General features: G+C 29.2%; 14 protein-coding genes. 2 read left to right on the top strand and 12 right to left on the bottom strand.

Annotated elements, in window-relative coordinates:
• Positions 1-23: 23 nt before the first annotated feature.
• The 3 genes from VP90_RS07365 to VP90_RS07355 all read right to left on the bottom strand — a co-directional run bounded on the left by VP90_RS07365 (position 24) and on the right by VP90_RS07355 (position 3,529).
• Positions 24-545 carry a hypothetical protein gene (locus VP90_RS07365; RefSeq protein ID WP_262590466.1) on the bottom strand — a complete coding sequence of 174 codons (522 nt, stop codon included), beginning with the start codon at positions 543-545 and terminating at the stop codon, positions 24-26.
• 8 nt (positions 546-553) lie between these two features.
• A complete protein-coding gene (locus VP90_RS07360; protein ID WP_262590465.1) occupies positions 554-2,983 on the bottom strand; it encodes an FAD-dependent oxidoreductase in 2,430 nt (809 codons plus the stop codon).
• Positions 2,984-3,061: 78 nt separating this feature from the next.
• Complete coding sequence (locus VP90_RS07355) at positions 3,062-3,529, bottom strand: c-type cytochrome (RefSeq protein WP_262590464.1); 468 nt, start codon at positions 3,527-3,529, stop codon at positions 3,062-3,064.
• Here VP90_RS07355 and VP90_RS07350 point away from each other — a divergent pair.
• Entirely contained in the window at positions 3,524-4,051 is a 528-nt protein-coding gene (locus VP90_RS07350; RefSeq protein WP_262590463.1) for a cytochrome b, read from the top strand. The genes VP90_RS07355 and VP90_RS07350 overlap by 6 nt on opposite strands.
• Before the next feature lie 16 nt (positions 4,052-4,067).
• Positions 4,068-5,384, top strand: a complete 1,317-nt coding sequence (locus tag VP90_RS07345; RefSeq protein ID WP_262590462.1) for an MATE family efflux transporter — start codon at positions 4,068-4,070, stop codon at positions 5,382-5,384.
• Here the strand turns inward: VP90_RS07345 and VP90_RS07340 are convergent.
• The 9 genes from VP90_RS07340 to VP90_RS07300 form a co-directional block, all read right to left on the bottom strand.
• Entirely contained in the window at positions 5,371-5,808 is a 438-nt protein-coding gene (locus VP90_RS07340; protein WP_262590461.1) for a DUF4396 domain-containing protein, read from the bottom strand. The genes VP90_RS07345 and VP90_RS07340 overlap by 14 nt on opposite strands.
• Positions 5,808-6,824, bottom strand: a complete 1,017-nt coding sequence (locus tag VP90_RS07335; RefSeq protein WP_262590460.1) for an MBL fold metallo-hydrolase — start codon at positions 6,822-6,824, stop codon at positions 5,808-5,810. The genes VP90_RS07340 and VP90_RS07335 overlap by 1 nt, the downstream gene beginning before the upstream one ends.
• Before the next feature lies 1 nt (position 6,825).
• On the bottom strand, positions 6,826-7,134 hold the full coding sequence (locus tag VP90_RS07330) for an AzlD domain-containing protein (RefSeq protein ID WP_262590459.1): 309 nt from the start codon (positions 7,132-7,134) through the stop codon (positions 6,826-6,828).
• A gap of 1 nt (position 7,135) precedes the next feature.
• The gene (locus tag VP90_RS07325) at positions 7,136-7,822 is read right to left on the bottom strand and encodes an AzlC family ABC transporter permease (protein ID WP_262590458.1); all 687 of its coding nucleotides are present in this window, start codon (positions 7,820-7,822) and stop codon (positions 7,136-7,138) included.
• 14 nt (positions 7,823-7,836) lie between these two features.
• Positions 7,837-8,895 (bottom strand): ABC transporter ATP-binding protein, encoded by a 1,059-nt coding sequence (locus VP90_RS07320; protein WP_262590457.1) that lies wholly within the window; start codon positions 8,893-8,895, stop codon positions 7,837-7,839.
• 1 nt (position 8,896) lies between these two features.
• Positions 8,897-10,507, bottom strand: coding sequence for an ABC transporter permease (locus tag VP90_RS07315; protein ID WP_262590456.1), 1,611 nt, complete (start codon positions 10,505-10,507; stop codon positions 8,897-8,899).
• 71 nt (positions 10,508-10,578) lie between these two features.
• The gene (locus tag VP90_RS07310) at positions 10,579-11,598 is read right to left on the bottom strand and encodes an extracellular solute-binding protein (protein ID WP_262590455.1); all 1,020 of its coding nucleotides are present in this window, start codon (positions 11,596-11,598) and stop codon (positions 10,579-10,581) included.
• Positions 11,599-11,725: 127 nt separating this feature from the next.
• Positions 11,726-12,613 carry a LysR family transcriptional regulator gene (locus VP90_RS07305; RefSeq protein WP_075506134.1) on the bottom strand — a complete coding sequence of 296 codons (888 nt, stop codon included), beginning with the start codon at positions 12,611-12,613 and terminating at the stop codon, positions 11,726-11,728.
• Positions 12,613-13,614, bottom strand: coding sequence for an MDR family oxidoreductase (locus tag VP90_RS07300; protein ID WP_262590454.1), 1,002 nt, complete (start codon positions 13,612-13,614; stop codon positions 12,613-12,615). Before VP90_RS07300 ends, VP90_RS07305 begins: the two co-directional genes overlap by 1 nt.

Below are 13,614 nucleotides of genomic sequence, written 5' to 3'. Positions count from 1 at the left end.
TAAAGAGCGAACCCTTAAAAAAATTAATTTTTAGACTTTAATATTTCTAGCGGAAGTGGTGCTTCTGGATATTTTTTTTCACACAACTTTTCATAATTTTCACAAAATTTAAAAATTGTTTTTACAACTTCATTTTCATCTCTTGAGTTTAATTTTGTAATTAGTTTATCTCGATCTTTTTCTAACTCTTTAATTTGCTCACCTGAAAAAAATTCTCCAGTTTCTATTTCCCAGTAAGTATCCTCTAATTCCACTTCACTTAATTCCTTTAATTTTTTTTGTAAAATTATAATTGTTTCATCATCAGTTTCTGTATTTCTCATAGGAGAATTTTTTAATTTGCCCAAACATTTGTCTCTTAAACCATCAATAAAATGATCGTAAGGTTTTCCTAAACTTAATTCTTTAAAATGATTACTAACAAAATATTTTTTGATTGCTGAGTCTGTAGAAATTTTTTCTTTACCCTTAATTATTGCAACTTGAACATATATCTCTTGAGAAACGTATTCCTCTATATGATCTGTTACTGATACTGGAAGCATGGTTTATTTTAAGACTTTAGCCTATCGTTATTTGAATCAAAAGCAGGTTCGTCAATAACTTTTGATTTAACATCTTTTCCTTGGATTTTAATCAAAAACTCATTTCCAACTTTTGCAAATTTAGTTTCAACATATCCAAAGGCTAAACTTTTGTTTACTCTATACCCATAAGCTCCTGATGTTGTAAGACCAACTATATTGTTATTAGAGTAAATTGGTTCATTTCCATGAGCATCTGCATCTACAGCATCAACTTCCATATAAACTAGTTTAATTTTTGGGCCATTTTTTATTAAATTTGATACAATTTTTGACCCTTTAAATTCAGATTTTTTTTCAATATTAAAAAATCTTTCCAAGCCTGCTTCAACTACACTAATTTCTGGAGTTAATTCTGACCCCCAACCTCTGTATCCCTTCTCAATTCTCATAGAATTCATTGCATGAGCTCCAAAATCTATAATATCAAATTCCTTACCAGCATCACTTAATAACTCATATAGTTTTTCCATGTCTTTAAAGTCATGATGCAGTTCCCAACCTAGTTCACCCATATAGTTTACTCTTAAAGCTCCTACAGTAATGTTACCTAAACTTATTTCCTTACTTTTTAACCAAGGGAAATTTTCATTTCCTAAATCTGTATCTGTTAATTTTTGTAAAACCATTCTAGATTTTGGTCCTATAATACCAATTACACCTTTGTCTAAAGTTATATTTTTAATTTCAACTTTTTCGTTTTCTTTTTTATTCTGATTTAGCCAATCCAAATCTCTAATTTCTGATACTGCACCTGATAATGCGTAATAATGGTTATCTTTTAATTTAGTTAAAGTTAGTTCAGTTTGAATTCTTCCAATATCATTTAAAAGATGAGTTAAAACAATACTTCCATCTTTTTTTGGAACTCTATTAACACAAAGTCTTTCTAAAAAGTTATAACTATCTTCTCCAGTAATTTCATATTTTGAAAAAGTTGATAGATCTATCAAGCCTACATTGTTATGAACATGCAGACATTCTTTTTGAATTATAGGAAATAAATTATTTCTTTTATAACTTAATTCTTCTTTAATATTATCTTTATTAAACCAAGCTGGTTTTTCCCATCCATATAACTCAAAATATTCAGCACCTTTTTCTTTCAACTTTTGATAAATTGGTGTTGTTTTCATTGGTCTTCCAACCTCTACAACATCATTAGGCATCGGAGTTACATACATTCTTCGATATTGCTCTTTTGATTTTTCAACTGAATAATTTTTATCAACCCAACTCATGTATCTTCTTGGTTCAAATTCCATCATATTTATTTCTGAGTCACCATGCACAATCCACTGAGCCATATATTTTCCAGCTCCCCCTCCATGAGCAATTCCAATACTTGCTGCACAAAACATCCAAAAATTTTTAAGTCCAGGTGCAGGACCAGCTAAAAAATTATCATCAGGAGTATGTGTAATAGGACCACATATAATTCTTTTAATACCTACATCTTTAAACTGTGGAATACGATCCATTCCTTTTTCTAAATGTTCTGCAATTCTATCAAGATCTGGATCCAACAACTCCATATCAAATTTCCAATCCATTCCATCTAAAGCCCAAGCTGCCACATCTTTTTCATAAGGACCAATTAAAAGTCCTTTGCCCTCTTGTCTTAGATAAGAAGAAGAGTCTGGATCCCTTACAACTGGTAATTCTTTACTTAATTTTTCTATTTCAGGATGAGCTTCTGTAACTAAGTATTGATGGATCATATTTATACTTGGAACATTTTTTAAACCAACCATCTGTGCTACTTCTGGACAAAAACTTCCTGCAGCATTAACAACATGCTCACAAACAATATCACCCTTTTCAGTAATTACTTTCCACTCTCCTGAAGGCAATTGTTCAATATCAGTTACTCTATTTTTTCTATAAATTTTGGCTCCACCATTTCTTGCTCCTTTAGCCATTGCATTTGTTGTGCTAGTTGGGTCTGTGTAGCCATCTTCTGGAGTTAAAAAAGCACCTTTAATTCCATCTAACTTTATAAAAGGATGATATTGATGAATTTCTTCTGTTGATATAATTGAACATGGAGAACCAGCTATATCTAAAATTCCTTTAGTATAATCAAACCACTCGAGATCCTCTTTGGTATATGCTAACCTTAAACTTCCCGTTTCGTGAAATCCTGTTGGTTGTTCAGTTTCTTTTTCTAGTGACTTATAAAGGTTAGTTGAATGAAGATGAATTTTTGCAAGATTTAAACTCGTTAACATATGAGGACATTGACCTGCAGCATGCCAAGTTGATCCAGAAGTAAGTTCGCTTTTTTCAATTAAAACTACATCACTCCATCCTTCTTTTGTAAGATGATAGAGTAAACTAACTCCCATTATACCACCGCCAACAATTACAAGCTTTGCATGAGACTGAATTTTATCCATAAAAAAAAGAAACTACTTAGATTTTAAATTAATTAAACAAAATTAATTTTAGTTAACCAAAATGGGTATATGAATTTATTAATGTTGTTTTCTATATTTGGAATGACAGGCCTTACAATTCGCCCACATTAATTTTCCTAGAGTTCCTCTGATATCATCTGCATCTTCTATAATAGAAGTGAGTTTAATCATATCATCAGCAGATTTTTGCATTAATGCGTTGAAAGTATCTTTTTCTTCCCAAATTATAGGTAGTGCTTCTGTTTTAAATCCTTCTTTAGAATTTTCTGGAAATAGATCTAACAAAGTAATGTAATTTTCATTCATTTCTTTCATTAGTTCTATCGCTTCATCAAAATCTCCATTTGAAGAAAAAGATTGTACCCTCTTAGCAGTACTATAATTCTTACTAAATAGTGCTTTTCTACTTTTAATAATATCTTCTACTGACAACTCTGCATTAGCTAATGCGCCAGAAAACACCATAATTAAAGATAATATTATTGTACCAAAGATCTTCTTGGTATGTTTTAATAAGTTATGCATGTTAAGAACACCTTAACAGAATATGGACTGATTTCAAAGTTAATGCACTGGTTAAGTGCAATCTTGCTATTAATTCAAATTCCTCTTGGCTTTTATTTAGTTGGTTTAGATTTTGGTGAAGAAAGAATAACTATTGAAAATATTCATGTATTAATTGGTCTTGGGATATTTTATGTTATTATTTTTAGGTTACTAAATAATTTAATTAATCCTGTTCCAAAGTTAGGGCCTGCTACTTTTATGGGACAAAGGTTTATAGCTAAACTAAATCACTTATTGTTATACATCACAATCTTATCAATAACTATTTCAGGAATATTGAAGAAACTATTTAATGGTGAAACTTTAGCGATTTTTTTAAAAGAAATAAAAATAAAAGACAATTTTGAACTTGCTGATCAATTTTATAACATTCATATAATATCAAACTATGTACTTATTGGTTTAGTTGCTTTACATGTAAGTGCTGTAATAATTCATAAATTATTCTTTAAAGAAAATTTATTAAAAAAAATATTATAATAATTAATCATCAGACATGGAAAAATCATCTATTGGATATATCTTAAAATTATCTATTCCAATTTTTTTTGCTAACCTTGCAATTCCATTAGTGGCAATTATTGATACGTCTTTAATGGGTAACTTAGGTAATGTTTCTTATTTATCTGCAACTTCTGTTGCAGCAAATTTATTTTCAATGATTTTTTGGAGTTTTGGATTTCTAAGAATGGGAACTGTCGGTATGGTCTCTCAAGCTAATGGAGCTGAAAACTACAAAGAAATAATTAATATTATTTTAAGAAATTTGTTATTTGTAATTATCTTTTCTATTGTCTTATTTTTCGCTCAGAATTTAATTCTTAAGATAAGTCTACAAATATTTGATCTAAATTTGCAAACTACTATTTTTTATGAGAAATATTTTAAAATTAGAATTTATTCAGCTCCAGGGGAACTTACTCTTTATATTATAACAGGTCTCTTTGTTGGATTACAAAAAACTAAAATTTCAAGTATTGCTGTAGGATTTTTCTCAATATTAAATATTATATTGAGTATAATTCTCGTAACTCAATACAATTTAAATATTAAAGGTGTTGCATATGGAACTCTTTTTTCTGGGATAATTACCTCTACTGCTTTTTTAATTTATACTTTTTTTTATTTAAACAAGCTCACAAAAATTAATTTTATAATAAAAGAAATTATTGATCTAAATAAATTAAAAAATATTTTTAATATTAATTTTAATATTTTTATTCGAACTATATTGCTTACTTTTTCTTTTTTGTGGTTCACATACCTTGGATCAAAAATTGGAGAAGAGTATATTGCTGCTAACGCGATATTAATTAATCTTGTCTTTCTATCAGCATTCATTTTAGATGCTTATGCATTTTCAACTGAGGGAATTATTGGTTACTCTTTGGGCAAGAAAGATAAAAATTTATTCAGCTCTATTGTTAAAAATTCTTTTATTTTAAGTTCAGTTACAGGATTGGGTATTTCTGTTGTTTATTATTTTATTCATAAGAATGTGATTTATATGATGTCTGATATTGATTTAATAAGATCTTTAAGTTTAGATTATTCAATTTGGATGATTATCTTGCCTTTTTTTGCGTCTTTTTGTTATCAATTTGACGGTATTTTCATTGGGGCCTCTCAAACAAAAGAAATTAGAAATGCTATGTTTTTTTCGGTATCTTTATATTTGTTAATTTCTTTAGTTCTTACAAATTATATTTCAAATGATGGGGTATGGATATCTCTTACGATATTTATGATTTTGAGAGCTTTGTCTTTATATTATTATTTAAACAGGATTTATTTAAGATTTAATGACAGTTAATACCATATTTTTTTAATCTCCAATAATTATAGGGCCACGGAGTTAAAAAACCTACTATCAGCATAATTGGAATAACCCACCAAGTTAAAATGGCACCACCTGTTAAAACAAAGTCAGTCAAATTCATCATCACTTCCATGCTAATCATTGAAATCAAACTCATTCCAGAAGCTGTCTTCAAAGCATTATTAAATACAAAACCTTGTCTCATTAGGATTATTGTTTCTAATATTATACTTGTAATTAAACCGTTTATTATTGCTAGAATCATTATACCTAATACTGGAAAAGGAATTTGTGTAAGTTGAAAAAATAAAATTGTTCCAAAATCTCCGATGGCACAACCTAATAGACACCATGCTGTATTCTTTGCACTTCTTCTCCAAGTATGTTTACAAGACCAATGAAAAGTTGATGCTGTCATTAGTTAATTTCTAATCCTTTTTTTTTCCATTTTTCTAGCCCACCAATTAAGTGAAAGCAGTTACCAAAATTATATGATTTAGAAATCTGAACTGCCAAAGTAGATCTGTGTCCATGAGCACAGTAAAAAAGAATTTTTTTATTTTTTAAGCTATCTTTATTTTTTTCAATGTAATCATGCATGGAAGGAAATGGGACTATATTACTATTATCTAGTTTACCTTCTTTATCTATTTCATTTTGTTCTCTTAAATCTATCAGAACTGTGTCCTCCTCTTTTTTAATCTTGTTAAACTCCTCTGGCTCAATTCCATTGTTTACTTTTTGACGGTTTAAATCAATGCCCAGCTTAAGATTGCTTGGAACTGCAACATCCATCATTTTGGGATCTGGTAAATTTAAATTATTCATAATATCCACGTACTCTTCTACTGATTTTACCTGTAATCTTGGATTAAATTGTCTCTCTTCTAAAATGGTGCTTACCATTTCTCCTTTATAATCATGTGCTGGATATACTAGAGTTTGATCAGGTAGTTTTAATAATTTGTTAAATATTGAATTATAAGAGTCTTTAGGATCTCCGTTTTGAAAATCTGTTCTACCTGTGCCTCTAATTAACAATGTATCTCCTGTAAAAACTCTATCACCCATCAAAAAACTAAAGCTCTCAGAAGTATGACCAGGAGTATATAAAGCTTGTAGATCAATTCCATCTATTTTGATTATCTCTTCATCTGATACTCTCATTGCAACTACATCGGCAGGAGTTTTATTACCCATAACAGTTACACAATTAGTTTTATCTCTTAGTTCAGCAATTCCAGAGATATGATCTGCGTGAATATGGGTATCTATCACCTTTACTAATTTTAAATCTAATTGATTTAACAAATTAATATACTGATCAACTTTTTCTAAGACTGGGTCTATTATTAAAGCTTCACGTCCCCTTCCAGATGCAATTAAATAAGTATAAGTGCTAGAAACACTATCGAATATTTGTCTAAAGATCATTTTAGATAAATATCAAAAACCAATAAGAAATTAAACCAGACAAAATAGTTGCGATTATATTTCTTGAAAAATAACCAACAATTACAGCAATAATTGCAGCAAATATTTTAGGGTCATCCATTTCAATGAACTGACCGTAGTCATTTATAAAAATTCCTGGAAATATTATTGCAGGAAACACGGCTGATGGAACATAAGCTAACACAGCTTTTATTTTATCTCCCAACATGTCTCGACTTACTAGAGCTACCATCGTCATTCTAGTAAAGTAAGTTAATATTCCTGCAATAATAATTGATAACCAGGTCATTTTATTTTTTTAACCTCAATATTAAAGCCGCAACAAACAAAGCAAGTATAGGTGAAATAATTATATAAGATCTAAATGGAGCATCATAAAATAATAACGAACTCAATCCACATACAATCATTACAATTAAGTGATCAAGTTTTTTTAAATCTTGTATTACAATGGCTATAAAAGTAAGTGGTATTGCAAATTTTAATCCAAGTTCCTCTGGAACAAATGAACCTAAAATGATTCCTGATAATGTAGCAATTTGCCAACAAACCCACATCGTGCAACCTGTGCCAATCAAATGATAATGTAAGTATTGCTCTGATTTGTTTTTTTTAAAAAATTTATTAGACTCTGCAAAACCTTGATCGACAATAATATAAGAGATTAATAATTTTTTTATTAATGATAATTTTTCTAGGTACTCTGATAAAACTGCTCCATACAAAAGATGTCTTGAATTAATAACACCGACAGATGTTGCTGCTACCAATCCAGATGCACCACCTGATAATAATTGTAAAAAAACAATTTGTGATGCACCACCAAAAATAATAATAGACATCGCATAAACTAATAATGGGTCAAATCCCAATTCAACACCGATAGCTCCACAAATTATTCCAAATGGGATCACAGACAACATATGTGGAGAAATATCCAGCATACCCCTAGTAAATAATTGTTTTTTTGTAAGCATTTATTTGGGTTCTATTAAAAACAAACTATGTGATCAATATTTATCGGACGTTTAATCCCAAATTTTTCATCAATTTCATGTTGGTGGACGTGATGCGAATGAACAAAAACAGGAATTAATAAATCACTACTAGTTTTTAGAGTATATATAAAATTTGTCCCCCTAAACTTTCTATCAACCACTTCTAATTTTAAATTGCTTTTATCATCATGTTCTAGATCTTCTGGCTGTAACAATAACTGTACTTTAGATCCTTTTGGATAATGTTTTGTAAAATTACCTTTGATTGTACCTAAATCATCATTTTCTAAAGTATTTTCATCTGTAACTTTTGCTGGAATTAATATTCCTCTGTTTAAAAAATTAACTACATCAACAGAATTTGGGAAGTGATAAACATTATAGGGATCATCAAATTGTTTGAGTTCTCCGTCTAAAATAATTCCACATTTGTTACCTAAATAGAATGCTTCGTAAGAGTCGTGAGTAACAATTATTGTTGTAATTTTTAAGTCTTTTAAGATTTGCTTTAACTTTACCTGTATTTCTTCTTTGAAACTTTGATCTATATTCGACAAAGGTTCATCTAGTAGTAACAAATCAGGATTTGATAACAAAGATCTAGCTAAGGAGGCTCTTTGAGCTTCTCCAGAGCTAATTTCATGAGGATATTTTTCTAAGATTTTTTCTAAATGAAGAAATTTAACTATTTCTTTAAAATTTAGACCTTTCTTCTTTTTTTTATTTCTCTCAGCTCCAAAATTAATATTTTCCAAAACATTGTAATGAGGAAATAGAGAGTTGTCTTGAAAAGCCAAAGATATATTTCTATCCTCAGGTTCAACATGGCTTTCTTTAGATGAAATAATTTTATTTTTTAAAATAATTTTACCAGACTGAATTTTTTCAAGGCCAGCTATTGTCCTTAATATTGTAGTTTTTCCAATACCAGAGGGACCTAGCAAACAAACTATGTCTCCTTCATTTTCAATATTAAATGAAACATTGGTTACTTTATTTTTCGAGCTTGCAGCAAAAGTAACATTCTCAATTTCTAAAAAATTATTTCCCATTTTATTTATCTTTGAACATATACTTAGATGTAATTAAAATAAAAATACTTGCAATCATAATTAATAATAATGAAGGTGCGGCGGCAGCTTCTAGTAAATCTTGTGAAGCAAATATATAGGCCTGGGTGGCAAATGTTTCAAAATTAAAAGGACGCATAATTAATGTAATTGGTAATTCTTTGATTATTTCGATTGATAGCAATATAGCAATTAATAAGACCGAGTTTTTAAGATAAGGGATATGAATATTTAAAAAAGTTTTTAATTTTGAATAACCTAGCAGATATGCACTTTCATCAATTGAGTAATTAATTTTCAAATATCCAGATTTAATGCCGTTGTTAGCTAAAGAATAAAATCTTACAAAATAAACAATTACTAAACCAAGTATAGATCCAATAAAAATTTGTTTTATATCAAAAAAATAAAAAATATTTTCATCAAACCAAGAAATAAAAGTTATGAAGGCCACAGCCAATATTATTCCTGGTACTGCATAACCAGTAATTGAAAAAGTTGTTAGTATATTTAATAACTTATTTTTGCTAATTCTATTTCCATAATTTGATACGAAAGATAAAAAAATCAAAAGAAAGCCCGATAAGAAGACTAATATCAATGTGTTTGATAATAATTCTATAATATTTAAATCTATAAAATGTTTTGGAAATTTGATTGTCCAGTAAAGCATTTGCAAAACTGGGAATATAAAGCTTGCAAGAAAAACAAATGAGCAAAATATTATTGCCATTAAAGATTTATAACCATTTAATTGTTTCAAAGTTTTAGTCTTAAAATTTCCTTTGGTAGGAGAATGGTATTGTGCTTTTTTTCTAGATAAGTTCTCTAAATAAAATAATCCAAATATAAAAATGAGGAGAAAAAAAGATATTCTGTTTGCTAAAGCCAAATCATCAAAAGATATCCACGCATCATAAATTCCAGTAGTTAAAGTCGATATCCCAAAAAAAGATACTGCACCAAAATCTGATAAAGTCTCCATAGCAACTAAAGATAATCCAGCAATAATTGCTGGTCTTGCTGATGGTAAAATAATATTAAAAAATGTTTTTTTTGTTGAAAAACCTAGGTTTTTACCGAGTTCTAGCAAATTTTGAGACTGATAATGAAATGAAGTTCTTGTTAAAACATAAACATAACCAAATAGTGAAAATGAAATTGAAATTATAGCTCCTAGCATTCCGTCGAATTTAGGTAAAAAAAAATTATAATTTCCACCACCGAATAAGCTTTTCATAATTGAAAAAGCTGTTCCATAATTTTCAAAAAAAGCAGTTAATGAATATGCATAGATATAAGCTGGAACTGCAAAAGATAAAATTAAAACCCATTTAAAAAAATTAACTCCAGGAAATTTGTAAAATGAAACTAAATAAGCAGATCCTACACCGATTACAAAAGTTGTAATTAAAACTCCAATTACAAGAATTATTGAATTAGAAATGTATTCATACAAAAATGTATTTTTAACAATTGATAAATAGTCACTTGTTGGTTCAAAAAAACTACTAAATACAGTTACAATTGGTATTGCAACTATCATAGAAATGAGCAAAGAGCTCAAAAACCAAATATTAATTTTATTATCCATTTTAACGAAGTACTAATGGTATAAATTTGGGTAATAAACTTTATACCAAAAGTACTTTGTGTTAACCTCTTTTATTTCCAACCGGACGTCAACATTACCTCTAACGCATCAGCCTGATTTTTTTTATAGTCTCCAACTTTTGTTTTTAAATCCTGTTTAAAATTTTCACCCATTTTTTTTATAAGATGGTGTGGTTCAACACCTTCTATCATTGGATATTCAAATGTATTGTTTACTATATGTTGTTGCGCTTCCTTTGTTAAAAGAAATTCTAGTAATTTTTTTGCATTTTCGGGATTAGGAGAATTTTTTAAAATACCTCCACCACTTATGTTCATATGAGTCCCTCTATCATTTTGATTTGGGAAATAAGGTAATACCTTTTGAGTAGCTTCTTTTTGGTCTTCTCCTTTTTGACCAGATAACATCAAAGCATAATAATAAGTGTTTGCTATAGCTAAATCAGCTTCACCAGCGGCAACAGCTAAAATTTGAGCTCTATCATTTCCTTTAGGATTTCTTGCAAAATTTGAAACTAATTTTTTTGCCCATTCTAAAGTTTGTTCTTTACCATTATTTTTAATTAATGATGCAACAAGAGATTGATTGTAAATATTATTAGATTTTCTAATTACAATTTTCCCTTTCCATTTTGAATCTGACAAACTTTCATAAGTTATCCCTTTTAAATCTTTTGAACTTACTCTTTCTGGTGAATAATAAATAATTCTTGCTCTTTTAGCGATACCTGTCCAATTATCAGATCTAAAGTTTGCTGGTACTGAAGCTTCAATCTGCGCTGACATAGAGTTCTGAAACATTCCTTTTTCGTCAAATGCACCTAGTCTTCCGGCATCTGCTGTAATATATAAATCAGCTTTAGAATCTTTTCCTTCTTCAGTAATTCTTTTTTGTAATGCTTTGTCTTTACCTGAAACTACGTTAACTTTTATACCTGTTTTATTAGTAAACTTTTCATACAACTGAATGTCAGAGTCGTAATGTCTTGCACTAAAAACATTTACTTCACCTGCTAAGCTCATTTTGGCAAAGAAAAATAAAATTAATGCTAATAATGTTATTTTTTTCATTTGTATCCTTTTCTTTACCTTAATTTATTTGCGAATGAGAATTATTCTCAATGCGAATGATTATCAATCGCATATATTGACGCATATATCAATAATTTTTTTTACAATTGCTAAATGTAGGAAATTTTTATTTCCAGTCGCCGATTTTGCTAAATAAGAAATTTCTAAATGCTTGGACTCTAGCAGTATTTTTTAATGACTGAGGATATACAAAGTGTGCTTCTGTTATAGGCCCTTCTACTTTCGGAAGTACTTTAATTACGTTGTTTGAATTTGTTACTAAATATTCAGGAAGTGCTGCCAATCCTACCCCAGATTCTACAGCTAACAAAAGACCCATTACACTATTTACCTTCATGATTGATTTTCTTTTTTTACCGTCATGCATTCCAATTTTTAATGCCCAATCTGGATTATAAACTGGAGAAGGTGCTCCTTTTCCAAACGAAATAAATTTATGTTTATTTAGATCATTTATTGTCTTTGGCATTCCATTTTTTTCTAAGTACTTATTTGATCCATAAATATAATATTTAATATCAACTAGCTTTTTTTGAATATAATTAAGCTGTTTTGGTCTTCTCATGAAAATTCCAATATCAGCCTGTCTTGTGCTTAAATCTAATTCTTTATCATCAAAGACTAATTCAATCTCAATCTCTGGATTAAGTCTCATAAATTCTTGAATTCTAGGCGTTAACCAGTGAGTACCGAAACTTCTTACTGTTGTTATAGTTAATTTTCCTGTTGGTTTATTTTTTTGATCACCTAGAGATGTTTCGACTTCTTTTAACTTGCTTATTACTTCATGTGCAGTTTTAAAAACATATTCACCGTTTTCTGTAAGTGTTAATCCTCTTGCATGTCTTTCAAATAGTTGTACTTTCAAATCTTGTTCTAGGGACTGTATCTGTCTACTGATTGCAGATTGGCTAAGGTTTAAATTTACAGTAGCATTTGTAAAACTTCCAGCTTCTGCGACTGCATGAAAAATTTTTAATTTATCCCAATCCATTATTTATTTACATCCACTAATACTCTTCCAGAAATTTCACCTTTTAAAATTTTAGGATAAGTTTCAATTAGCTCCTCTAAACCTACTGTTAAAACTGATTTTTCAAGCAATTCAAAATCAATTAATTTTGATGCTTCACCCCACATAAATTCTCTTCTTTTTATACTGCAATTTGCAGAATCCATTCCCCAAACCTTAATACCTCGTAACATAAAAGGAAGTAAATTAGTGTTAAGTTCATTACTATTTGCATTTCCACATACAGCTATAATTCCATTAGGCTTTGTTTGTGCAATTGCGTTTGCTAAAATTTTTCCTCCAACGGTATCTACTACTCCATCCCATAAACCTTTATCTATTGGTCTTGGGTCTTTATCAAATTCAGCTCTATTTATAATGTTTTTTGCACCTAAAGATTTTAAATAATCTGACTTACTTTCTTTTCCAGATACCGCAGTTACATTGTAACCTAATTTTGTTAAAGCCATTATTGCAACACTGCCAACTCCTCCAGTCGCTCCTGTTACCAAAACATCATTAACTTTTTCTCCAAGCAAAATACTTTCTCTTGCTTGAATTGCAAAAGCACTCATTAAAGAAGTTAAGCCTGCTGTCCCTAAAATCATTGCCTGCTTGCTGCTTAAGTTATCAGGTTTTTTTACTAGGAAATCTGCATTGACTTTTGCTATCTGAGAATAACCACCAAAAAATACTTCTCCAACTCTAAAACCAGTTAATATTACTTCGTCTCCTGATTTAAATTTTGAATTTTCACTTTCAATTACTTTTCCTGAAAAATCTATTCCTGGTATGTGCGGATACTCTTTTACTAGTCTTCCACCATTCTTTAGAATCATTCCATCTTTAAAATTTAAATCAGAATATTCTACCTGAACAGTTACATCCCCATGTTTTAAAAAACTTTTATCTAAAGATTTTACTTCTCTAGAAAAATTCTCACCTTCTTGATTAAGAACTATTGCTTTGAATTGATCAGACAC

This window comes from Candidatus Pelagibacter ubique HIMB140, assembly GCF_025558165.1.
GTDB classification, from domain to species: Bacteria; Pseudomonadota; Alphaproteobacteria; order Pelagibacterales; family Pelagibacteraceae; genus Pelagibacter; species Pelagibacter ubique_T.
This window is presented reverse-complemented; position numbering and strand designations above follow the sequence as displayed.

Coding starts and splice junctions, on each gene's coding strand:
- VP90_RS07325 (WP_262590458.1), bottom strand. CDS start 7,822: ATGCTTACAAAAAAACAATTATTTACTAGGGGTATGCTGGATATTTCT.
- VP90_RS07350 (WP_262590463.1), top strand. CDS start 3,524: ATGCATGTTAAGAACACCTTAACAGAATATGGACTGATTTCAAAGTTA.
- VP90_RS07340 (WP_262590461.1), bottom strand. CDS start 5,808: ATGACAGCATCAACTTTTCATTGGTCTTGTAAACATACTTGGAGAAGA.
- VP90_RS07315 (WP_262590456.1), bottom strand. CDS start 10,507: ATGGATAATAAAATTAATATTTGGTTTTTGAGCTCTTTGCTCATTTCT.
- VP90_RS07310 (WP_262590455.1), bottom strand. CDS start 11,598: ATGAAAAAAATAACATTATTAGCATTAATTTTATTTTTCTTTGCCAAA.
- VP90_RS07335 (WP_262590460.1), bottom strand. CDS start 6,824: ATGATCTTTAGACAAATATTCGATAGTGTTTCTAGCACTTATACTTAT.
- VP90_RS07365 (WP_262590466.1), bottom strand. CDS start 545: ATGCTTCCAGTATCAGTAACAGATCATATAGAGGAATACGTTTCTCAA.
- VP90_RS07330 (WP_262590459.1), bottom strand. CDS start 7,134: ATGACCTGGTTATCAATTATTATTGCAGGAATATTAACTTACTTTACT.
- VP90_RS07320 (WP_262590457.1), bottom strand. CDS start 8,895: ATGGGAAATAATTTTTTAGAAATTGAGAATGTTACTTTTGCTGCAAGC.
- VP90_RS07360 (WP_262590465.1), bottom strand. CDS start 2,983: ATGGATAAAATTCAGTCTCATGCAAAGCTTGTAATTGTTGGCGGTGGT.
- VP90_RS07305 (WP_075506134.1), bottom strand. CDS start 12,613: ATGGATTGGGATAAATTAAAAATTTTTCATGCAGTCGCAGAAGCTGGA.
- VP90_RS07355 (WP_262590464.1), bottom strand. CDS start 3,529: ATGCATAACTTATTAAAACATACCAAGAAGATCTTTGGTACAATAATA.
- VP90_RS07345 (WP_262590462.1), top strand. CDS start 4,068: ATGGAAAAATCATCTATTGGATATATCTTAAAATTATCTATTCCAATT.